Source organism: Altererythrobacter sp. TH136 (assembly GCF_007065885.1).
Lineage (GTDB): Bacteria > Pseudomonadota > Alphaproteobacteria > Sphingomonadales > Sphingomonadaceae > Tsuneonella.
The window spans coordinates 523,902-545,126 of sequence record NZ_CP041409.1 but is presented as its reverse complement, the minus strand read 5'-3'; the positions used below and the strand labels follow the sequence as shown (position 1 = coordinate 545,126).

The window sequence follows — 21,225 nt, the reverse complement described above, 5'->3', positions numbered from 1 at the left end:
GTCTCCTTGAGGGAAGGGGAGCAAGGCTGCCGTCATGAGCGCTACTGCCGTCACCGCCGCGCCGGAACCGAGCGCGCGCGAAATCCGCTTGGTGATCGCCGCGTCGTCCGCCGGGACCGTGTTCGAGTGGTATGATTTCTTCATCTACGGGACGCTCGCCGCGCTGATCGGCAAGGCGTTCTTCCCAGCGGACAATGAAACGCTGCAGTTGTTGCTGGTGTGGGCCGGGTTCGCGGTCGGCTTCGGGTTCCGGCCGCTCGGTGCGATCCTGTTCGGGTACTTGGGCGACCGGTTAGGGCGCAAGTACACGTTCCTGGTCACCGTCACTCTGATGGGCGTTGCCACCGCGGGCGTGGGGCTGATCCCCGAAGCCGCTGTTATCGGGGTGGCGGCGCCGGCGATCGTGATCTTCCTCCGAATTCTCCAAGGGCTTGCACTGGGCGGAGAGTACGGCGGCGCGGCGGTCTATGTCGCGGAACACGCCCCGCCGGAAAAGCGGGGGTTCTACACCTCGTTTATTCAAGCGAGCGTGGTCGGCGGGTTCGTGCTGTCGATCGTCGTGGTCGTCGCCTGCCGCGCCTTCATCCCGGAGGACGATTTCGCCGCCTGGGGCTGGCGCGTACCCTTTCTACTCAGCCTGATCCTGCTCGGCATCAGCTTGTGGATGCGTCTGAAGCTGTCGGAAAGCCCCGTTTTCCAGGCGATGAAGGCATCGGGCGAGATGGTGAAGAACCCGTTCGTCGAAAGCTTCACCTACCCCGGTAACAAGAAGCGCATTTTCGTGGCCCTGTTCGGCATCACCGGGGTGCTCACAACGATCTGGTACACCGCGTTCTTTTCCGGGATGAGCTTCCTGCGCGGCCCGATGCGAGTGGACGACACGACCGTGGAAATGGTGATGCTGATCTCTGCCGGCATCTCGATGGTGTTCTATCTTCTGGTTGGCCGATGGTCAGACCGCATCGGGCGCAAGACCCCGATCATTCTCGGCGCGGCGGCCAGCCTGGTGCTGCTGTTTCCGCTGTTCTGGGCCATCGGGGCGCTTGCCAATCCCGGCCTGTCGGCCAGCGCCGAACGTGCGCCGGTGGTCGTGTCGGGCGAGGGATGCACCTACGATCCGTTCGCCAGCAAGCAGGCAACCGAGTGTGGCCGTCTGCTGGCCGATCTCACCGCACTGGGGGTCGCATACGATGTGGCCGATCCTTACGGCAGCGCTCGGCTTTCAGTGGGCGATGCCCGGACCGAACTCGCCGCGTTCGGCGCAGCCGACGACGCCGCGCAGAAGGCGGCGGTCCAGAGCCTGCTGGAGCAGCAGGGTTATGACTTTGCCAAGCAGACGCCGCCGCTTGCCAGCATTCTTGGTATCATCGCGCTGCTGTGCGGGCTGGGCCTCTTGTCGGCGCTCACCTACGGCTCAGTAGCGGCCCTGCTGGCAGAGATGTTTCCGCCGCAAATTCGTTACAGCTCCATGTCGATCCCCTACCACATCGGTGCCGGGTATCTCGGCGGGTTCCTTCCCCTGATAGCCAGCTACATTGTCGCCACCACCGGCAACGCCTATGCCGGGCTCTGGTATACGTGGGGTGTGGTGGCGTTCGGGTTGCTGGTCGCGTGGTGGGGCATTCCCGGTGGCAAGCCGCGGGATTTCGAAGCTTCGACCGATAACCCGCCGGTGGCGCCGAACCGCCCATGACAATGCTTCCGCCGCCCAGCCTGCGGCTCGATCTCGATACCGCGGCGCTGGCGGACAACTGGCGGTCACTCGACCGCCTCTCGGGCGCCGCCCGGGCGGGTGCGGCGGTCAAGGCGGACGCCTATGGCCTGGGAGTCGGCAACGTCGTGCCGGTTCTGGCGCAGGCCGGCGCGCGCGATTTCCTGGTCGCGCATTGGAGCGAGGTGCCTGCCGTCCTGGCGCATGTTCCCGCAGACCGGATTGCAGTCCTGCACGGGCCGATGAGCGAGGCCGACTGCCGGTTCGCGCGCGCGACTGGCGTGCGCCCCGTGCTCAACAGCCTCGCGCAGGGCGCGCGCTGGGTGAACACGGGCGGGGGCCCTTGCGACCTGATGGTCGACACCGGCATCAACCGTTTGGGACTGGCGCTGAGCGACCTGGGCGATCCGCTGGTCGCCAGGCTGGCGGTCGATACGCTGATGTCGCACCTGGCCTCGGCCGATGAGGACGTGCCGCAAAACGCTGAGCAACTCGCCCGCTTTCGTGACGTAAGCGCCGCGGTACCAGCCCGCCGCCGCAGCCTGGCCAACAGCGCCGGTATCGGGCTGGGTGATGCTTACGCATTCGACGTAACGCGGCCCGGGCTGGCGCTTTACGGCGGTATCCCGCGCGCTGAGCTGGTCGCCGCGATCCGCCAGGTGGCATATCCGCGCGCGGCGATCCTGCAGGTTCGCCAGATCGAGGCTGGCGAAGGCGTTGGCTATAACGCGGCTTTTGTTGCCAGCCGGCCGATGCGCGTCGGAGTGGTGTCGCTGGGTTATGCCGACGGCTTCCTGCGCTGCTGGGGCGCTCGCGGTTATCTGCGCTACGAAGGCGCTAAATTGCCACTGCTCGGCAAGGTGTCGATGGACATGGTGGTGGTCGATCTCGCTGCCGCTCCGGGTGCACGCGAGGGCGAGTGGGTTGACGTCCCGTATTATCTTCCCGCCGCCTCGGAACGTTCGAGTCTGTCGCAATACGAGCTGCTGACAACCCTCGGCCAGCGTTACCGCGCTTGAATTGCTGCGCACAACGGGTGCAGCATTATTGAAGCTTCAATGCTGCAAGTGCTAAGCAACTCTTGCAGCAGCGAAGGATTTCAAACGATGGCCAAGCGGAACGACAGCGCGGACGGTGCGACCATCATCAAGAAATACGCCAACCGGCGGCTCTATAACACGGCGTCGTCAAGCTATATCACGTTGGAAGATCTGGCTCGGATGACCCGCGAAGGGGTCGACTTCAGGGTGCTTGACGCGAAGTCGGGCGAAGACCTTACCCATACTATCCTGACCCAGATCATCATGGAGGAGGAGTCGAGCGGAGGCGAGCAGATGCTGCCGATCAGCTTCCTGCGCCAATTGATCGGCATGTATGGCAATTCGATGCAGTCGATGATGCCAGCCTACCTCGACGCTATGATGAGCAACTTCCGCGACAACCAGGCCAAGGTGGCCGAGGCGCTGCATGCCCGCGCGGGGTCCAACCCCTTCGCCAAGATGGCCGAGACCAATATGGCAATGATGCGGGCCGCCGCCGACGCCCTGATGCCGCGCAAGCCCGAAGCGACGAACGAAGCAGAACCTGCTCCGCCCAGGGCGGACGAGCTGGACGAACTGCGCGCGCAGATGGCCGCGATGCAGAGGAAGCTTGATGAGCTTGGCAAATAGCCGCCCCCGCCGCTAGGCGCCCGCGACCCGTCCGTTCCTGAAAGTACCCATCCCGTGTCTCAGATCCGCCACGCCCTTTCGATCAAGCGCGCCGACGACTTCGCCCAATGGTATCAGGAGGTGATTTCCGCCGCCGACATGGCCGAGGAATCGGGTGTGCGCGGGTGCATGGTGATCAAGCCGTGGGGTTATGGCATCTGGGAGCGTATCCAGCGCCTGCTCGATGACCGGATCAAGGCGACCGGCCACGACAACGCGTACTTTCCGTTATTCATCCCTCTCAAGAACTTCGAACGCGAGGCGGAGCACGTCGAAGGGTTTGCCAAGGAGATGGCGGTGGTCACGCACCACCGGTTGATCGCCGATGGCAAGGGCGGACTGGTGCCCGATCCCGAAGCCAAGCTGGAAGAGCCGCTGGTTGTCCGCCCGACGTCGGAAACGATCATCGGCGACGCGATGGCGCGTTGGGTCCAATCGTGGCGCGACCTGCCGCTGAAGCTCAACCAATGGGCCAACGTGGTGCGGTGGGAGATGCGCACCCGCATGTTCCTCCGCACCAGCGAGTTTCTTTGGCAGGAGGGCCACACCGCCCACGAAACCGCGGCCGAGGCGAAGAAACACACGCTGCGCATGCTGGAAGTCTATCGCGCCTGCGCCGAAGAAGACCTCGCGCTGCCGGTGATCGCGGGCGAAAAGCCCGAGAACGAACGCTTCCCCGGCGCGGTCGAAACCTGGTCGATCGAGGCGATGATGCAGGACGGCAAGGCGCTGCAAGCCGGCACCAGCCATTATCTCGGCACCAATTTCGCGCAGGCGAGCGGGATCAAGTTTCAGGACCGCGACGGCGGCCAGCAACTGGCGCACACCACCAGCTGGGGCGTGTCTACCCGGATGATCGGCGGGGTGATTATGGTTCACGGCGATGACGATGGGCTGAAGGTGCCGCCGCGGATCGCCCCCTGGCAGGTCGTCATTGTGCCGATGCTGCGCGAGGACGATGGCGACGCGGCGTTGATCGCGTATTGCGAAAGCCTGCGTGCACAGCTTGCGGCACAGACCGCGCTGGGTGAGCCGGTGCGCGCGCTGCTGGATATCAAGCCTGGCAAGGCGGCGGCCAAGCGGTGGGACTGGGTCCGCAAGGGCGCCCCTCTGATCGTCGAGGTCGGTCAGCGCGACATGACCGATGGCAAGGTCAGCCTGCTGCGCCGCGACGCATTGTGGACTGAAAACGGCAAGCCGGCATTCGCCGCGCCTTCGCTGGAAGACGCGGCGCAGTCCATTCCGGCGATGCTGACCGAGATGCAGGCGTCGTTGCTTGCCTCGGCAAAGGCCGATCGAGACCAGCGCATCACTCGCGGAGTGAATTCGTTCACCGAGATCGAGGCGGCCTTTTCCGACGAGGTGAAGAACCCCGGCTGGGTGGAGGTGCAGTGGTCAAAGCCGACGGGCGCGGCGCTCGATGCCGTGGCCGAGCGGCTGAAGGCGCTCAAGCTGACCTTGCGCAACGTGCCAGCCGATAGTGATCCGGCTGACGGGGCCTGCGTCTTCACCGGAGAGCCAGCCGTGGAGCGCGTGCTGGTCGCGCGGGCTTACTGAGAAACAACCGAGGGCCATCCGATGCTGCAAGCTGTGCGCTACCACCTGAGCCATCTCGCTGACTTCAGCGGCCGGGATGCGCGCCAGACCTTCTGGTACTGGTTCCTGGCATTGTTTATCCTCAACATCGTTGTCGGTCTGGCGATGAGCCTGCCGGCCACCATCAGCGCGACGACGACTGCACTGGAAGCTACCAGGAGCGGCGGGGATCCAGCAGCAGCCCAGGCAGCGGCGATGGTGGGCATGGCGGGGTCCATGCGCTCGATGATCATCGCCGGCATCGTGCTGGGGCTGGTGAATGTCGTTTTGCTGGCAGCGGCGCTCGTCCGCCGGTTGCACAACAGCGGCCAGTCCGGGCTGTGGGCCGCGCTCGTGGGAGCGATCTACCTGTTTTCGCTATGGCAGAACTGGTCGAGCGCCGACCAGATGGTCGAGGTGATGCGCCAGATGTCGAGCACGTCCAATCCGGCGAGCGCAGTCGAAGCGCAGGCGCAATTGGCGCGGCAGAGCCTGCTGGGCTACGTGCCGGTCGTGCTCGTGATCGTAATCGGGTTGCTGCGATCGACCCCCGGTCAGAACCGCTTCGGCGAGGTGCCGGTCCGATTCTGATCGCGCAATTGCGGCTTGCGTTGCCGCGCCGGGCGCGGAACAAGGGCTGATGCGCACAATCCTTCTTCTGGCAGCCGGTCTGGTCGCCATTCCTGCCGCCGCCCAGACTCCCTCCGCTGCGGTATCCGAAGCGCGGCTGCGGGCCGATATCGAGAAACTGGTCAGCTTCGGCACCCGACATACGATGTCGGAGCAGGACAATCCCGCGCGCGGCATCGGCGCCGCCCGCCGGTGGGGAGAAGCGGAGTTCCGCAAGACCAGCCAGGCGTGCGGCGGCTGCCTGTCCATTGTCCTGCCCGAACGCATGGTGGAAGGCGCGCGGGTGCCGACCCCGACGCGGCTGGTGAACGTGGTGGCGATCCAGCGCGGGACCGAGCGGCCAGGCGAAGTGGTCATCGTCCAGGGGCACATCGACAGCCGCGTGACCGACGTGATGGACTTCACCTCCGACGCGCCGGGCGCGAACGACGACGGCAGCGGGGTGGCGCTGGTGCTGGAATCCGCGCGACTGCTGTCGAAGAGCACGTACCCGGTGACGATCGTCTACGCCCTGCTCTCGGGCGAGGAGCAGGGGCTCTATGGCGGGCAGCTTCTGGCGGATTATGCGGCCGAGCAGGGGTGGCAGGTCAAGGCGGTGCTCAACAACGACATCGTCGGTAATTCATGCGGCTCCGACGGGTACTGCGACCCTGATCACGTGCGGGTTTTCTCTGAAGGACCGCGCGCCGATCTCGACGACAAGACCCGCGCCGCGCAGCGCCGTGATGGGGGCGAGAACGATTCGCCCAGCCGCAATTTGTCGCGTTACGCGGCCGGGCTCGACGACAATGTGCTGGAGGTCCGCCAGATCTGGCGCGCCGATCGCATGGGGCGCGGCGGCGATCACCTGCCATACCTCGACAAGGGCTACCCCGCGATCCGCTTTTCAGTGGCAGTCGAAGATTACGAGCATCAGCACCAGGATCTGCGGACGGAAGGCGGCACGGTGTATGGGGACACGATCGAGGCGATGGACTTCCCCTACCTAGCCAAGGTGACCGCGCTCAACGTTCGCATGCTTGACCGCCTCGCGCGGACGCCCGCCCCGCCGGTGCCGACCGCCGAGGCCGCCGTGCAGACATTCACGACCGTAAAATGGGCCGAAGTGCCGGGCGCGGCGAACTACTCCGTCTGGCAGCGCCGCACCGACGAGGCGAATTGGCCCGCGGAACCGGTCATCGGCAAGATCGTCGCCACCAGCGCCAAGCTGGAAGGCGTGCGCGGAGACGACTGGGTGTTCGGCGTCAGCGCCTGTTCGGCCGATGGACTGTGCAGCCCCGTCGCCAGCGCGGTGCCTGGCGGAGGGTTTCGACCGCTCGCCAGCGCCAAGGGTGACAAGGACTAGCTGCGGCCCCATATCGGGGATAATGAGCAGTACCCGTAATCGCCAGCCCGGAATGCCCACCCGGGCGCAAATCCTCGAATTTCTCCAGACCAGCGACCAGATCGCCGGCAAGCGCGAGATCGCCAAGGCGTTTGGCTTGCAGGGTCAGGAGAAGATCGCCCTCAAGGCGTTGCTCAAGGACATGGCCGAGGAAGGCCTGATCGACGGCAAGAAAACAGCCTATCACCGCATGGGCGGTGTGCCAAAGGTCACCACTCTGCGCATTGCCGAGATCGAGGACGGCGAACCCTTCGCGATCCCCGACGCCTGGAGCCCGGACGACGGCGCGCCCCCTCCGCGCATCCGGGTGATCGAGGGAAAGAAAGGGGGCAAGAATGGCAACCGCTTCCCCGCGCTGAAGATCGGCGATCGCGTGCTCGCCCGCACCGAGGAGGCGGGCAACGGCTACCGCGCCTACGTGATGAAAAAACTGCCCGCCCGCACCGAGGGATTGATGGGGGTGGTGGAGATCGACGCCAGCGGCAAGGGCTGGCTCGCGCCGGTGGACAAGCGGGTGCGCTCGTCCTCGCCGATTGCCGATCTTGGCGGGGCAGAGGAAGGTCAGCTTGTGATCGCCGAGCCGGCAGGCAAGTCGCCTCGCTCGGGCGTCAAGGTGACCGAGGTGATCGGCGATCCCCTGGCCCCGAAATCGTTCAGTTTGATCGCCATCGCCAAGCACGGCATCCCGCACATCTTCCCTGAGGAAGCGCTGGCTGAAGCCGAGCAGGCTGCGACCGAACCGCTGTCGCCCGACCACCGCGAGGACCTGCGCGCCGTCCCGATCGTCGCCATCGATCCGACCGACGCGCGCGACCACGACGATGCTATCTGGGCCGAGCCTGACGGGGAGGGCGGCTTCAACGCTATCGTCGCGATCGCCGATGTCAGCTTCTACGTCCGCCCGGGCAGCCAGATTGACCGCGAGGCGCGGAAGCGCGGCAACTCGGTCTATTTCCCCGACCGCGTCGTGCCGATGCTGCCCGAAGTGCTCAGCGCCGACGTCTGCTCGCTGAAAGAAGGCGAGGACCGGGCGGCGATGGCCTGCCACATGCGCATCTCGCCCGAAGGCAAGGTGACCAAGTGGCGCTTCACCCGTGCGCTAGTGCGCATCGCGCGTAACATCGCCTACCAAGACGCGCAGGCGGCAATCGACGGCGGGAACGCGCCCGCTCATCTCACCAACCTGTGGGATGCGTGGAAGCTGCTGTTCGCGGCCCGACAGGCGCGCGATCCGCTGGAACTGGAGCTGCCCGAGCGCCAGGTGCGTCTCGACGCGGAAGGCAAGATCGCCGAGATCGCAGTGCGCGAACGGCTTGATGCGCACCGGGTCGTGGAAGACTTCATGATCGCCGCCAACGTCGCCGCCGCCAAGGCGCTGGAGGCCAAGACCGCGCCGGTAGTCTACCGGGTCCACGAGCAGCCAGGGCGCGAGAAACTGATTACCTTGCGCGATTACATGAAGACGTTTGGCCATTCCCTCGCGCTCGGACAGGTGGTCACGCCGGGGCTGTTCAACCGCCTGCTCAAGGATATCGGCGACGAGAGCGAAAAGGCACAGGTGATGGAGGCTGTTCTGCGCAGCCAGACGCAGGCGTACTACGGGCCAGACAACATGGGGCACTTCGGACTCGCGCTCGGCTCCTACGCGCACTTCACTTCGCCGATCCGCCGCTATGCCGACCTGCTGGTCCACCGCGCGCTGGTCGACGCCTACAAGCTGGAGCAGCCCGCTCCCAAGCACCTGCCGGAGCACAGCGGCCTGTCAGACCGCGACCGTGAGGATCTCGGCAAGATTTCCGAGGCGATCAGCAAAACCGAGCGCCGTGCGATGGAAGCGGAGCGCGATACTATCGACCGCTACGTCGCTGCCTGGCTCGCGGGCCGCGTGGGCGAGGTGTTCGAAACGCGCATCACCGGCGTGCAGAGCTTCGGTTTCTTCGCGACCATCGTGGGCCTTGGCGGCGACGGGTTGGTGCCGGTGTCCACTCTCGGGCGCGAGCATTTCCGGTGGGAGGAGGGTGCCCAGCGACTGGTGGGTGACGACAGCGGCACCAGCTACGCCCCAGGTGACCGCCTGCAACTGCGGCTGGGGGAGGCAAACCCGCTGACTGGTGCACTCAAGTTCGAACTGCCCGACGGCGACGCGCGGGTTGAGCCGCGCGGCAACCGGCCCGCGCCGCGCGACAAGCGCAAGTCGCCCGCCGGCCAGCACCCGCAGGGCAAGCGAGGCCGTCCCGGCAACATCCGCCATCAGGGGCGGGGCAAACGTTGATTGGCGCAGACGCCGCCTAGCTCAGGCGGTCGATGTCCTCATCTGTCAGCGTGCCGGGCACGATGAACAGCGGGCAGGTCAACGCGCCGATGTGGGATGAAAAGTGCGTGACCAGCGGGCCCGGCCCGCCTTCGCTCGCGGCGCCCAGCACCAGCGCGGCGACCTCTGGGTGTTCGGCCAGATAGTCCTTGATCACGCCTTGCGCATCGCCCGTGCGGACCGAGATCACTGGCATCTTGCCGCTTTCGGCGAACAGCGATCCGGCGGCGCTGCTGGCGACCATTTCCGCCCGGTCGCGGGCTTCTTCCTCGATCGTCGCCTGCACGGCACCGAACGCGTTGAAGCTTTCGCGCGGCACCAGCGCGAGGATGTGAACCGCCCCGCCGGTCTTGGTCGCGCGGCGCGAGGCGAAACGCAGCGCGCGCACCGCTTCCTCGGTCTCGTCCATGATCACCAGATAGACGCGCATCGATCCCACCCCTTTGCGTGAGCCAAGGTATCGGCGCAAAGGAGCGTCAGGGCAAGCGGCTTGCCGTGACGCTACGGCTTTGCCAAAGCGGGCGGGCGTCACTCCCCAGTGAAGGAAAACCATGCCCACGCCGATCAAGATGCCTGCGTTGTCGCCGACGATGGAGGAGGGCACGCTCGCCAAATGGCTGGTCAAGGAAGGCGACACGGTCGCCGCCGGCGACGTGATGGCCGAGATCGAGACCGACAAGGCGACCATGGAATTCGAAGCGGTTGACGAAGGCACGATCGCGAAGATCGAGGTGGCCGAAGGCACCGAGGGTGTTAAGGTCGGCACTGTGATCGCGCTGCTGGCGGGCGAGGGGGAAGACGCCGGCGCAGCCTCCGCTCCGGCGGCCAAGGCAGCCGAGAGCAAGGGCACCGCGATCACCGGTGCGCCCGAACCAACCGAACCGGGGGAGGAGCCAGAGCCTGCGCGCGCTGCTTCGGAAGACAATCCCGTCGCTCCAGCGAAGGCTGTGGAGTCGTCGACAAATACGCGGCCTTCCGCCCAGCCCACCAAGGCCCCAGACCATGCTAAGGCGACGGATGGGGATAGAATAATCGCCTCCCCCCTCGCCAAGCGCATCGCTCAGCAGAAAGGCGTCGATCTGGCCTCGCTTAGCGGCTCCGGTCCCAACGGGCGCATCGTGAAGTCGGATGTCGAAGGGGCCGCCGCCACCCCGGCACAGGCGAAGGCATCACCCGCCCAGGCCCAGGCGCCCACTGAAACCGGCACCGTCTCGTCGGCCCCCACAGCTTTGCCCGACTTCGGTATTCCGCACGAGGACGAGAAGCTGTCGAACGTGCGCAAGGTAATCGCGCGCCGCCTGACCGAATCCAAGCAGACCGTTCCGCATTACTATCTCGCGATCGACGTGCGGCTTGATCCTCTTCTCAAGCTGCGGGCTGAACTCAACGCCGCCCTGGAGGCGCAGGGGGTCAAGCTCTCCGTTAATGACTTGCTGATCAAGGCGCTTGCCAAGGCGCTGATGCAGGTCCCCGCGTGCAACGTTAGCTTTGGCGGCGATACGCTTCGCCGCTTCACCCGAGCTGACATCTCGGTCGCGGTTGCCGCGCCCAGCGGCCTGATCACGCCGATCGTAGTCGACGCCGGCGCCAAGTCGGTCAGCGCAATTGCTAACGAAATGAAGGACCTCGCCGGCAAGGCGCGCGAGGGTAAGCTGCAGCCGCACGAATACCAGGGCGGCACCGCCAGCCTGTCCAACCTAGGCATGTACGGGATCAAGCAGTTCGAGGCGGTGATCAACCCGCCGCAAGGCATGATCATGGCCGTCGGCACGGGCCAGAAGCGGCCTTACGTGGTCGACGAAGCGCTCGCCGTCGCCACCGTGATGACCGCCACCGGCAGCTTCGACCACCGCGCCATCGACGGCGCGACCGGTGCGGAGCTGATGAGCGCGTTCAAGCAGATCTGCGAGGCACCGCTGGGGCTGGTGGCTTGACAGTCCGTTGGCAGCGTGACCCCCTCATCCGCGTCACCGCCATGCCGGCGGACACCAACCCCTACGGTGGGATGTTCGGCGGGTGGTTGATGAGCCAAATGGCGCTCGGCGCCGGCGCGCTGGCCAGCCGGGTGGGGCGGGGCAAGGCGGTGGTCGTCTCGGCAACCGACTTCGCCTTCCCCGGCGCGATGGCGGTGGGGGACGAGCTTAGCGTCTATTGCGCGGTCGCGGCGACCGGCACGACCTCGCTGACCATCACCGCCGAAGGCATCGCGCGCGAGCGCAACGGAGAGGCGACTCAACTGGTGTCGCGTGGCACTTTCAAGTTCGTCCTGCTCGACGAGAACGACCGGCCGCGTGCCGTCAACGGTTAGAGGGACTTATGGCTGATACATCATACGACGTCATCGTGCTCGGCAGCGGCCCGGGCGGCTACGTCGCGGCCATCCGCTGCGCGCAGCTCGGTCTCAAGACCGCGATCGTTGAGCGCGAACTGCTCGGCGGCATCTGCCTCAATTGGGGCTGCATCCCGACCAAGGCGCTGCTGCGCTCGGCCGAGATCAAGCACTACATGGATCACGCGGCCGATTACGGTCTCAAGGTCGCCGGCGCGATCGAGGCAGATTTGGCAGCGGTGGTCAAACGCAGCCGCGGAGTGGCCAAGCAGCTCAATCAGGGCGTCACGCACCTGATGAAAAAGAACAAGATCGCCGTGCACATGGGCGAGGGAACGCTGACCGGCCCGACCTCGTTGACGGTCAAGTCCGACAAAGGGGAGGAGAAACTCTCCGCCAAGCACGTGATCGTCGCCACCGGCGCGCGCGCGCGCGAGCTGCCGTTTGCCAAGTCCGATGGAGCGCGCGTGTGGACCTACCGCCACGCGATGACCCCGGCCGAGATGCCGAGGAAGCTGCTGGTGATCGGCAGCGGGGCGATCGGGATCGAGTTCGCCAGTTTCTACAACGACATGGGCGCCGAGGTGACGGTGGTAGAGATGCTCGACCGGATCGTGCCGGTGGAGGACCCGGACGTGTCTGCATTTCTCGAAAAGAGCCTCACCAAGCAAGGCATGACGATCATGACTGGCGCCGGGGTCGAGGCGCTGGAGGTATCTGGCGGCGGCGTGAGAGCCAGGATCAAGGACAAGGCGGGCAAGGTCGCGCAGCACGATTTCAGCCACGTCATCGTCGCGGTCGGCATCGTGCCGAACACCGAAGGCATTGGCCTCGACCAGTTGGTCGAGATGGACCGCGGCTTCATCCAGATCGACCCTTATGGCAGAACGAAGTCCGGCGGCCTGTGGGCGATCGGCGATTGCACGCCCGGCCCCTGGTTGGCCCACAAGGCAAGCCACGAGGGCGTCACTGCCGCGGAGGCGATCGCGCAGGGACTGGGGAACAAGGATGTCCATCCGCACCCGCTTGATCGTTCGAATATTCCCGGGTGCACTTACTGCCATCCGCAGATTGCCAGCGTCGGGCTGACGGAAGCCAAGGCGAAAGAGGGCGGGCGCGAGGTCAAGGTCGGCACTTTTCCCTTCATCGGCAACGGCAAGGCGATCGCGCTGGGCGAAGCGGAGGGCTTCATCAAGACGGTGTTCGACGCGGCTACCGGGGAGCTGCTCGGCGCGCATATGATCGGCGCTGAAGTGACCGAATTGATCCAGGGATATGTCGTCGGCAAGACACTTGAGGCCACCGAGGCGGAACTGATGCAGACCGTGTTCCCGCATCCGACGTTGTCGGAAATGATGCACGAAAGCGTGCTCGCCGCCTACGGCCGCGCGCTGCACATCTGACGGGCGAACAATTCGGCGCAAATCTCTGCAATCCAGCGCAGATTCGCGGAACCGTCACACCTCTCCGGCATTGCGGAGATGGAGAGGTACCGGACATGGAATACGAGATCGAAGATCGCCCGCAGATGGGTGAGGATTCCGACTACGAATACCTCGTCACCCGCCGTAATGCCGCGCTCGGCATCTTCCCGCCGCGCCCCCCGCGTGCCGATTACCAGGATCGCGCCGTGCTCATTCCAGAGCAGGAAACCGGTTCCTGAATCGGCGATAGGGGGAAGGGTGGTGGACGCTGTTGGGTTCGAACCAACGACCCGCTGATTAAGAGTCAGCTGCTCTACCAACTGAGCTAAGCGTCCATACCGTGTCAGGCCGTGCCGTTTGCGGCAGCCCCGAATCGCCGGGAGCGCCGCATATAGCGGCCCTCGCGCCGATGCCAAGGGGTGGGCTCGAAGTTTCTACGAAAGCGATCGGCGGCCGCTGCTGCGGTTCCACCGGTTGATCATCATCAGCGTGCCCAGCGCGATCATGTTGGTCATCATGGAACTGCCGCCATGGCTCATGAACGGAAGCGGGATGCCGACCACGGGCGCCAGGCCCATCACCATCGACAAGTTGATCGCCACATAAAAGAAGACAGTGGCGACCATGCCTCCGGCGAGAAGACGGGAGAACCGGTCGTCCGACGCCAGCGCCACGCGCCAGCCCCAGCGCAGCACCAGGAAGAACACGCCGAGGACGAACAGCCCGCCGATCAAACCCCACTCCTCCGCCATCGTCGAAAACACGAAATCGGTGTGGGGCTCCGGAAGATAGTTGAGGTGGCTCTGCGACCCGTTGCCAAAACCCTTGCCGGTCAACCCGCCCGATCCGATCGCGATCTTCGACTGGGTGATGTGATACCCGGTACCCAGGGGGTCGCTTCCCGGATCGAGGAAGGTGAAGACGCGGTTGCGCTGGTAATCGTGCAGCAGGGTAAAAAACGCCAGCGGGGCGGTCACTGCCGCCGCCCCTCCGGCCATCAGGAACCAGCGCAGCGGCAGACCCGCCAGAAACATGACGACCACTCCGCCGAACGTGATCGCCAGGCCCGTGCCCAGGTCAGGCTGCAGCAACACCAGCAACACCGGCATCCCGATCAGCACGCAGGCCGGTACCAGCGAGCGCCACGTGGGCACCATGCCTGAGGGTAGATCGGCATAGAACCGCGCTAGAACCAGCACGATCGCGGGCTTCATCAGTTCTGACGGCTGCAGCACGATGATGCCGAGATCGATCCACCGCTGGCTGCCGCCGCCGGCGAAGCCAATGATTTCCACGGCCAGCAGCAGCAGCAGGATCACGCCGTATGCAGGATAGGCGACGAAGCGAACGAAGTCCTTGCCGAACAGCGACATGACCGCCGCCATCGTCATGAACACCCCGAAGCGGATCAGGTGCGACAGGGAAAAGGTCTGGAAGTTACCGGCGGCGGCCGAATCCAGCACCGCAGCCCCGAATAGCACCAGTAGGATCAGCGGGAGCAGCATTGCCCATGGCTGGCGTGCGATTGCGGATGGAACGATCGAACTCATCGCGGTTCGGGCTCGGTTCGAGCGGCGACGCCGTCGGGTTCGGGCGGCGGGGTCACGGCGCCGGTTTCCAGTGGTTGCGGCCGGGCGGCCCGGGCGCGCGCTTCTGCGTCAACGCGAGCGAAGACATCCTCGTCTCGCCGCGGCGCACGGCCCACGCCCTGACCGGCGGCTGCGGCATAGGCGTTGTACTTGGCCTCCAGCCGCTGCTGCGCGGTGCCGCCCCATTGGGCCTCGAGCGCATGGAGCGCCTCCATGCCCTTGGTCGGATCGAACAGAAACGTCATGACGTCGCGCGCAATGGGATAGGCCGCGCCCGATCCCCCGCCGTGTTCGATAACCACCGCTCCCGCATACCGGGGTTTGTCGAACGGCGCGAAGAAGATGAACAGCCCGTGGTCACGATGCTTCCAGAGGCCGCCTTTGCCGCTGGACACGTTCAGCCCGACCACCTGCGCGGTGCCGGTCTTCCCCGCCATCAGAATGTTGTCGATCGGCAGTTTGGCGCGACCGGCCGTGCCGGGTCCGTTGACCACGTCGCTCATGGCCTTCTGGATCACCTCCACGTGATCGCCGTGAAAGTTCATCGAAGCAGGGCGCGGTTGCTTCGGATCAAGGATCATCCGCGGCATCAGCTTGCTGCCGGTCGCCAGCCGCCCGGCCATCACCGCCAGCTGCAATGGGCTCGCCAGCATATAGCCTTGCCCGATGGTGGCGTTCACGGTGTCGTAGGGTTGCCACGGCTGCTTGTACTTTTTGAGCTTCCACGCCGGGTCGGGCACGGTGCCGAAGAACTGGCTGGCCACCGGCAGCGGAAACTCCTGTCCCATGCCGCAACGCCTGGCCATCGGCGCGATCACGTCCATCCCAAGCTTCTGTGCGAAGTGATAAAAATAGACATCGCACGACTGGTAGATCGCCTTGGCCATGTCGACCGTGCCGTGCCCGCGCCGTTGCCAGCAGTGAAACACCCGGTTGCCGACCCGCAGGCCGCCGCTGCATCCGACGCTTGCGTTGGGATCGAGCCCGGCTTCGAGGAAGGCCATGGCGACCATCGGCTTGACAGTCGAGCCGGGGGGATACAGCCCCTTCAGGACCTTGTTGCGCAGCGGCACCCGCTCGTCCTGGCTGAGCATCGCATATTCGATGCGCCCGATGCCGTCGGAAAAGCTGTTCGGATCGAAGCTGGGCATCGATGCCATGCACAGCAGATCGCCCGACTGGCAGTCCATCACCACCACCGAGCCGGATTCCGGCCCGATGCGGCGAGCGGCATAGTCCTGCAGCGGCCCGTCGATGGTCAGCTGGATCGGCTTGCCCTGGATATCTTCGCGGGTCTCCAGATCACGCACGAGGCGTCCCGATGCGGTGACCTCGACCCGCCTTGCCCCCGGGATGCCGCGCAAGCGTTGCTCGAACTGCTTTTCTATCCCGTCCTTGCCGATCTTGTAACCGGGGGTGATCAGGATCGGGTTGCGGTCCTTCTCGTACTCTTCGGCGCTGGCGGGTCCGACGTACCCGATCAGGTGCCCGACTGCGGGACCGGTGGGGTAGAACCGCGAGAAACCGCGTTGCGGCACAACTCCGGGCAGGTCGGGCAGACGTACACTGACCGCGGCGAACTGTTCGTAATTCAGGCCACGGGCCACCTCGATCGGCGCGAACCCGCGCGTCTCGGAAATCTTGTCGCGCAAGTCGCGCAGCTTGTCGGTATCCAGGCCCAGGAGCGGCGCCAGCGTTGCCAGCGTCGCGTTGGGATTGCGCATCCGTTCCGGAATGATGTCGACGCGGAAGTCGGCCTTGTTGGATGCCAACGGGGCGCCGTTGCGATCGAGGATCCATCCACGCCGTGGCGGTATCAGGGACAGATTGACGCGATTGCTCTCCGCTTCAGTCTGATACTTCTCATTCTCGAAAATGGACAGGTACGCCAACCGGCTGGCCAGCAGCACGCCGAGGCCGCCCTGAACTGCGCCGATGACGAAACTGCGCCGCTCGAACGTGTGCGACAGAGTAGCGGGGCTGACGATGGGACGGGCGCGGCGGCGCCGACGGCGCAGCTTCACCCCAGGATCCTGACCCGCGTCAGGCGGAAGCGGTCGAGCGCGGCGACCGACCGCGAGATGAGCGGAATCAGCACCAGCGTGACGACAAGCTGCGGCACGAGCGCGAGCAGCGTCGTCCCGCTGATCGCTGCGCCCGATGCGAGCGCGGCCAAGAAGAGATATGCGATCACGATCACGCTCGCTGCGATCCAGTTTTGCACAAAGCCTCGCCAGGGGAAGCGGGTTTCCAGCAGCTCGATTCCGAGCATGGTCAATGACCACAGCAATACCGCGCTGCCGAATGGCTGGCCGCTGAACAGATCGTCGAACATGCCCAGCGGGAAGCCCGCCCACACGGGAAACAGGCCGGGGCGAACCAGGCGCCAGGATAACAGAAGCACGAAGCCGAGCGGGGGGAGCAACGGCACGGCACTGGCGATCAACAGCTGCGGGAGCAGGGATCCGATCATCACCGAGAGCCACGGCACCGCATAGGCGAGCGCGGGCGAGTGGGTGCGGTTGATCTTGCTGCCATACCTGTCGCGCCGCGCGCGGGGGGATAGTTCGCTGATCATTCCGGCGAGGCCTTGTCGGGAGCAGACCACTGTGCCGCCGCCCTGACCGCGTTCGCCTGCCAGATCGGCTCCACCGCGACAAAGTCGGTCGCGGCTGGATCGCTGATCACGGCGGCTATGCCGCCGTCGTTGGTGACCTCCTGCAGGATAGCGACCGCGATCCCCGGTCGGTAATAACCGCCGGCGCCGCTGGTGACGAACACATCGCCCTTCTTCAGCGGATTGATGCCAAGGTTGATCAGCCGGATGCGCAGGCGTCCGTCACCGCGGCCTTCCGCGAATGCGACGACCTCGTCCCTCGACCGCCGCACCGGGATGACGCTTTCGCTGTCGCCAAGGAGAAGTACGCGCGAACTGTCAGTGCCCACTTCCAGCACGCGTCCGACTACGCCGCGGGGGCTGCGCACGGGCATGCCGATCCCAACTCCCTGATTGCGGCCGGCACCCAGGTAGGCGAAGCGGCGGGTGCTGGCGGCGCTGGAGCCGACCAGCCGGGTGATCGCGACCGGTTTGATCTCGCTTTCGCTGAAGCCAAGCAGCGTCTTGAGGCGCGCGTTCTCGGTGCGCACCGCCTGCGCTTCTTTCAGCCGGATGCGGGCAAGTTCGACTTCCTGCTTCAGCGCCGCGTTCTGGCTGCCGGCGGCGAGATACCCCGAGATGCTGTCGAACAGGCCCTGTCCCTCGGCGCGGCCTTTAGCAGCGACCTCGCCCGCCGGCGCGACGGTGTCGCTCGCCGCCGTGCGGAAACCATTGAACGAGCTCGGCCGCCACAGCGATATGCCGAGCAGCACCGCGCCAACGGCCGCGCCGATGGTGGCGAGGACGTAGCCAGTGAAAAGTCCAAATTGCGCCCTGCGCGAATGCCCGGAGCGCCGTTGGGAGGTCGGCGCCATGCTAATTCAGTTCCTCAGGCGGTCATCAACACGCCGCGATAGATCGGATCTTCCATCGCCCGGCCGGTGCCGATCGCGACGCAGCTGAGCGGATCCTCCGCGATCGAAACCGGCAGGCCGGTTTCTTCACGCAGGTGATCGTCGAGACCGCTGATCAGCGCCCCGCCGCCGGTGAGCACGATGCCCTGGTCGACGATATCGGCGGCGAGTTCAGGAGCGGTGTTTTCCAGCGCGATGCGCACGCCTTCAACGATGGCGCCAATCGGTTCGGCCAGCGCCTCGGCGATGTGGCCCTGGTTGATGGTGATTTCCTTGGGCACGCCGTTGACCAGATCGCGGCCCTTGATGGTGATGATCTCACCAATCCCGTCTTCGGGCGGGCGAGCGATGCCATAGTCCTTCTTGATCCGCTCTGCCGTGGCTTCACCGATCAGCAGATTGTGGTGTCGGCGGACGTAGGACACGATCGCCTCGTCCATCTTGTCGCCCCCGGTGCGGACGCTGGTGGTATAGGCAAGGCCACGCAAGCTCAGCACCGCGACCTCGGTGGTCCCGCCGCCGATGTCGACCACCATCGAGCCGACCGGTTCGGTCACCGGCATGTCGGCGCCGATCGCCGCGGCCATGGGTTCGAGGATCAGGTACACCTGGCTCGCGCCGGCGTTGGAGGCGGCATCGCGGATCGCGCGGCGTTCGACGCTAGTGGAGCCCGACGGCACGCAAATCACGATTTCAGGATAGCGCAGCAGGCTCTTCTTGCCGTGCACCTTGCGGATGAAGTGCTTGATCATCTCTTCCGCGATTTCAATGTCGGCGATGACCCCGTCACGCAGCGGGCGGATCGCTTCGATGCTGTCAGGCGTCTTGCCCATCATCATCTTCGCGTCTTCACCCACGGCCTTGACGCGCTTGATCCCGTTGAGCGTTTCGATCGCCACCACCGACGGCTCGTTGAGGATAATGCCCTGACCTTCGACATAGACCAGCGTGTTCGCGGTTCCGAGGTCGATCGCCATGTTCTGCGACCCGAACTTCAGGAGATTCGAAAAGAAGCCCATGTTGAGCGCGTTTCCATATACAATTCAGGCCTATGCCGCACAATGCTGCGGCAACTTTGACCCGGGGGTGACGGGGATGCCGGCGCCTTACCGAAAGGTGGTGGAAAAGGCCAAAAAAATTGCGGCCCCGTCCCCCGCAAACTTCTCGGGCCGCCTCGAATTTCTCGCGCTTGGTCGCTAGGCGAGGCCGATGGCCGAAATTCGCCGCCTGCCCGAGAGCCTGGTTAACCGCATCGCCGCCGGTGAAGTGGTCGAGCGGCCGGCCGCCGCGCTGAAGGAACTGGTCGAAAACGCAATCGATGCCGGGGCCACCCGGATCGCAGTCGCGCTTGGGGAAGGGGGCCTGGACCGGATCGAGGTGACTGACGACGGCTGCGGCATGGCGCCTGACGAGATGGCGCTGGCGCTGGAACGGCATGCGACCTCCAAGCTGCCCGACGAAAGCATCGAACTGGTCGCCACTCTGGGCTTTCGAGGAGAAGCGTTGCCATCGATCGCCAGCGTGGCGCGCTTCACTCTCGAAAGCCGGCCACGAGGTGCCGCACAAGGCTGGCGGCGAACGGTGGATCATGGCGAAGTGGTGAAGGAAACTCCCGCGGCGCTGCCGCCCGGCACGCGCGTGCGGGTGGAGCAACTGTTCGCCAAGGTGCCCGCGCGGCGCAAGTTCCTGCGCTCCGCCCGCAGTGAATATGCCGCGTGCCTCGACGTGGTCAGGCGGCTCGCGATGGCGCGTCCCGACGTCGGTTTCACGCTCGACCACGGAGAGCGGCGCGTATTTGCCGTGCAGCCCGAGCAGGAGCTGGCCGAGCGGGTCGCGCAGATCGTCGCGCGTGAGCTCAAGGACAACGGCGTCGAGATCGACTTGCAACGGGGGCCGATGCGCCTGTCCGGCATTGCCGGGCTGCCCACGTACAACCGAGGCGTGGCCGATCACCAGTATCTGTTCGTGAACGGGCGACCGGTGAAGGACCGGCTGCTGGTGGGCGCGGTGCGAGGGGCCTATGCCGACATGCTGGCCCGCGATCGACACGCGGTGCTGGCGCTGTTCCTCGATCTGCCGCCTGAGGAGGTGGACGTGAATGTGCACCCGGCCAAGACCGAGGTCCGCTTCCGCGATCCGCAAGCGGTCCGCGGGTTCATCGTTTCAGGCCTGCGCCAGTCACTGGGTTCCGCTGATCGCCGTAGTGCACAGGCGCCCGACGCTGCCGCGATGGGCCGGTGGACTGCCGAGCCCGCCCCGGCGCTGGCTTCGATCTTTGCCAACCGCGACTGGAGCACGCCCTCTACCTCTGTCCGCGAAGCTTCGCGGGAGTGGCGGAGCTATGAAGACGAAGTGATGACCGCGCCGGTCGGGAGGGCGGAAGAGGCCGCGCCGATCTCGCCAGAAAGCGCGCAGTACCCGCTTGGGGTCGCGCGGGGCCAGGTGGCGGGGACCTATATCGTTGCAGAAGCAGCCGACGGTCTGGTCCTGGTCGATCAGCATGCAGCGCACGAGCGGCTGGTGCTTGAGCGCCTGCGCGCCGCGGGCGCGGGGGAAGCGACCGCACGCCCTCAAGCCTTGCTGATCCCCGAAGTGGTCGAGCTTGACGAAACCGACTGCGACCGGCTGGAAACGGCAGCAAACATGCTGGGCGAGATGGGTTTGGCGATCGAGCGGTTCGGGCCATCGGCAATGCTGGTGCGTAGCCTGCCGCACGCACTCGCCAAGGCCGATCCGCACAAGCTGCTGGCCGATATCGCCGACGACATCGCACATCACGGTGAAGCGCTGTTGCTGGGGGAGAAACTCGACCTGGTTTTGGCGACCATGGCCTGCCACGGGTCCGTCAGGGCAGGGCGCACGCTGTCGGTGGTGGAGATGAATGCCTTGTTGCGCGAAATGGAACGCACCCCGCGTTCGGGGCAGTGCAACCACGGTCGGCCCACTTGGGTGAAACTCTCACTGAAAAACGTCGAAGCGCTTTTCGGGCGGAAGTAGAGCAGGAGAACCGGGTAGCACCGGTTGCGCTGGCTTTCCAGATCCTACGCCAGAGT

The 21,225-nt window shown here is 65.5% G+C and carries 18 protein-coding genes and 1 tRNA gene; 12 read left to right on the top strand and 7 right to left on the bottom strand.

Annotation, left to right across the window (positions count from 1 at the left end):
* Positions 1-34 precede the first annotated feature (34 nt).
* The 7 genes from C0V74_RS02685 (at position 35) to C0V74_RS02655 (ending at position 9,281) form a co-directional block, all read left to right on the top strand.
* Positions 35-1,693, top strand: coding sequence for an MFS transporter (locus C0V74_RS02685; protein WP_143250504.1), 1,659 nt, complete (start codon positions 35-37; stop codon positions 1,691-1,693).
* Positions 1,690-2,730, top strand: a complete 1,041-nt coding sequence (locus tag C0V74_RS02680; protein ID WP_143250503.1) for an alanine racemase — start codon at positions 1,690-1,692, stop codon at positions 2,728-2,730. The genes C0V74_RS02685 and C0V74_RS02680 overlap by 4 nt, the downstream gene beginning before the upstream one ends.
* 87 nt (positions 2,731-2,817) lie before the next feature.
* Positions 2,818-3,381, top strand: a complete 564-nt coding sequence (phaR, locus tag C0V74_RS02675) for a polyhydroxyalkanoate synthesis repressor PhaR (protein ID WP_143250502.1) — start codon at positions 2,818-2,820, stop codon at positions 3,379-3,381.
* Positions 3,382-3,435: 54 nt separating this feature from the next.
* Positions 3,436-4,977 (top strand): proline--tRNA ligase, encoded by a 1,542-nt coding sequence (gene proS, locus C0V74_RS02670; protein ID WP_143250501.1) that lies wholly within the window; start codon positions 3,436-3,438, stop codon positions 4,975-4,977.
* Between the two features lie 21 nt (positions 4,978-4,998).
* The gene (locus C0V74_RS02665; protein WP_143250500.1) at positions 4,999-5,586 is read left to right on the top strand and encodes a DUF805 domain-containing protein; all 588 of its coding nucleotides are present in this window, start codon (positions 4,999-5,001) and stop codon (positions 5,584-5,586) included.
* A 49-nt stretch (positions 5,587-5,635) separates the two neighbouring features.
* Positions 5,636-6,970, top strand: a complete 1,335-nt coding sequence (locus C0V74_RS02660) for a M28 family peptidase (protein WP_143250499.1) — start codon at positions 5,636-5,638, stop codon at positions 6,968-6,970.
* Positions 6,971-6,992: 22 nt separating this feature from the next.
* Complete coding sequence (locus tag C0V74_RS02655) at positions 6,993-9,281, top strand: VacB/RNase II family 3'-5' exoribonuclease (RefSeq protein WP_246844938.1); 2,289 nt, start codon at positions 6,993-6,995, stop codon at positions 9,279-9,281.
* A gap of 16 nt (positions 9,282-9,297) precedes the next feature.
* Here the strand turns inward: C0V74_RS02655 and C0V74_RS02650 are convergent, their stop codons facing one another.
* Positions 9,298-9,750 (bottom strand): universal stress protein, encoded by a 453-nt coding sequence (locus tag C0V74_RS02650; protein WP_131625512.1) that lies wholly within the window; start codon positions 9,748-9,750, stop codon positions 9,298-9,300.
* 121 nt (positions 9,751-9,871) lie between these two features.
* Here C0V74_RS02650 and C0V74_RS02645 point away from each other — a divergent pair, with 121 nt between their 5' ends.
* From C0V74_RS02645 to C0V74_RS12810, 4 genes are all read left to right on the top strand, one after another.
* Positions 9,872-11,254, top strand: a complete 1,383-nt coding sequence (locus tag C0V74_RS02645) for a pyruvate dehydrogenase complex dihydrolipoamide acetyltransferase (RefSeq protein WP_143250498.1) — start codon at positions 9,872-9,874, stop codon at positions 11,252-11,254.
* Positions 11,255-11,295: 41 nt separating this feature from the next.
* Positions 11,296-11,628, top strand: a complete 333-nt coding sequence (locus C0V74_RS02640; RefSeq protein WP_143252132.1) for a hotdog domain-containing protein — start codon at positions 11,296-11,298, stop codon at positions 11,626-11,628.
* 8 nt (positions 11,629-11,636) lie between these two features.
* Positions 11,637-13,052: a dihydrolipoyl dehydrogenase gene (lpdA, locus tag C0V74_RS02635; RefSeq protein ID WP_143250497.1), complete on the top strand. Its 1,416-nt coding sequence runs from the start codon at positions 11,637-11,639 to the stop codon at positions 13,050-13,052.
* A 95-nt stretch (positions 13,053-13,147) separates the two neighbouring features.
* Complete coding sequence (locus C0V74_RS12810; RefSeq protein ID WP_168194133.1) at positions 13,148-13,312, top strand: hypothetical protein; 165 nt, start codon at positions 13,148-13,150, stop codon at positions 13,310-13,312.
* Between the two features lie 20 nt (positions 13,313-13,332).
* Here C0V74_RS12810 and C0V74_RS02630 read toward each other — a convergent pair.
* The 6 genes from C0V74_RS02630 to C0V74_RS02605 form a co-directional block, all read right to left on the bottom strand.
* A tRNA-Lys gene (locus C0V74_RS02630) sits at positions 13,333-13,408 on the bottom strand.
* 99 nt (positions 13,409-13,507) lie between these two features.
* A complete protein-coding gene (gene rodA, locus C0V74_RS02625) occupies positions 13,508-14,623 on the bottom strand; it encodes a rod shape-determining protein RodA (RefSeq protein ID WP_143250496.1) in 1,116 nt (371 codons plus the stop codon).
* A complete protein-coding gene (mrdA, locus tag C0V74_RS02620; RefSeq protein ID WP_143250495.1) occupies positions 14,620-16,686 on the bottom strand; it encodes a penicillin-binding protein 2 in 2,067 nt (688 codons plus the stop codon). The genes rodA and mrdA overlap by 4 nt, the downstream gene beginning before the upstream one ends.
* A complete protein-coding gene (locus C0V74_RS02615; RefSeq protein ID WP_246844937.1) occupies positions 16,683-17,240 on the bottom strand; it encodes a rod shape-determining protein MreD in 558 nt (185 codons plus the stop codon). The genes mrdA and C0V74_RS02615 overlap by 4 nt, the downstream gene beginning before the upstream one ends.
* Complete coding sequence (gene mreC / locus C0V74_RS02610) at positions 17,237-18,133, bottom strand: rod shape-determining protein MreC (protein WP_143250494.1); 897 nt, start codon at positions 18,131-18,133, stop codon at positions 17,237-17,239. The genes C0V74_RS02615 and mreC overlap by 4 nt, the downstream gene beginning before the upstream one ends.
* Before the next feature lie 14 nt (positions 18,134-18,147).
* On the bottom strand, positions 18,148-19,191 hold the full coding sequence (locus tag C0V74_RS02605) for a rod shape-determining protein (RefSeq protein WP_131625551.1): 1,044 nt from the start codon (positions 19,189-19,191) through the stop codon (positions 18,148-18,150).
* 190 nt (positions 19,192-19,381) lie between these two features.
* Between C0V74_RS02605 and mutL the strand changes: the two genes are divergently transcribed.
* Positions 19,382-21,169, top strand: coding sequence for a DNA mismatch repair endonuclease MutL (gene mutL, locus C0V74_RS02600; protein ID WP_143250493.1), 1,788 nt, complete (start codon positions 19,382-19,384; stop codon positions 21,167-21,169).
* Positions 21,170-21,225 lie beyond the last annotated feature (56 nt).

Bases quoted from the DNA above. Each gene is read 5' to 3' on its own strand.
- rodA (WP_143250496.1), bottom strand. From the start codon at position 14,623: ATGAGTTCGATCGTTCCATCCGCAATCGCACGCCAGCCATGGGCAATG.
- C0V74_RS02665 (WP_143250500.1), top strand. From the start codon at position 4,999: ATGCTGCAAGCTGTGCGCTACCACCTGAGCCATCTCGCTGACTTCAGC.
- C0V74_RS02605 (WP_131625551.1), bottom strand. From the start codon at position 19,191: ATGGGCTTCTTTTCGAATCTCCTGAAGTTCGGGTCGCAGAACATGGCG.
- C0V74_RS02685 (WP_143250504.1), top strand. From the start codon at position 35: ATGAGCGCTACTGCCGTCACCGCCGCGCCGGAACCGAGCGCGCGCGAA.
- phaR (WP_143250502.1), top strand. From the start codon at position 2,818: ATGGCCAAGCGGAACGACAGCGCGGACGGTGCGACCATCATCAAGAAA.
- C0V74_RS02660 (WP_143250499.1), top strand. From the start codon at position 5,636: ATGCGCACAATCCTTCTTCTGGCAGCCGGTCTGGTCGCCATTCCTGCC.
- lpdA (WP_143250497.1), top strand. From the start codon at position 11,637: ATGGCTGATACATCATACGACGTCATCGTGCTCGGCAGCGGCCCGGGC.
- C0V74_RS02640 (WP_143252132.1), top strand. From the start codon at position 11,296: ATGCCGGCGGACACCAACCCCTACGGTGGGATGTTCGGCGGGTGGTTG.
- mutL (WP_143250493.1), top strand. From the start codon at position 19,382: ATGGCCGAAATTCGCCGCCTGCCCGAGAGCCTGGTTAACCGCATCGCC.
- C0V74_RS02650 (WP_131625512.1), bottom strand. From the start codon at position 9,750: ATGCGCGTCTATCTGGTGATCATGGACGAGACCGAGGAAGCGGTGCGC.
- mreC (WP_143250494.1), bottom strand. From the start codon at position 18,133: ATGGCGCCGACCTCCCAACGGCGCTCCGGGCATTCGCGCAGGGCGCAA.
- C0V74_RS12810 (WP_168194133.1), top strand. From the start codon at position 13,148: ATGGAATACGAGATCGAAGATCGCCCGCAGATGGGTGAGGATTCCGAC.
- C0V74_RS02680 (WP_143250503.1), top strand. From the start codon at position 1,690: ATGACAATGCTTCCGCCGCCCAGCCTGCGGCTCGATCTCGATACCGCG.
- C0V74_RS02655 (WP_246844938.1), top strand. From the start codon at position 6,993: ATGAGCAGTACCCGTAATCGCCAGCCCGGAATGCCCACCCGGGCGCAA.
- C0V74_RS02645 (WP_143250498.1), top strand. From the start codon at position 9,872: ATGCCCACGCCGATCAAGATGCCTGCGTTGTCGCCGACGATGGAGGAG.
- C0V74_RS02615 (WP_246844937.1), bottom strand. From the start codon at position 17,240: ATGATCAGCGAACTATCCCCCCGCGCGCGGCGCGACAGGTATGGCAGC.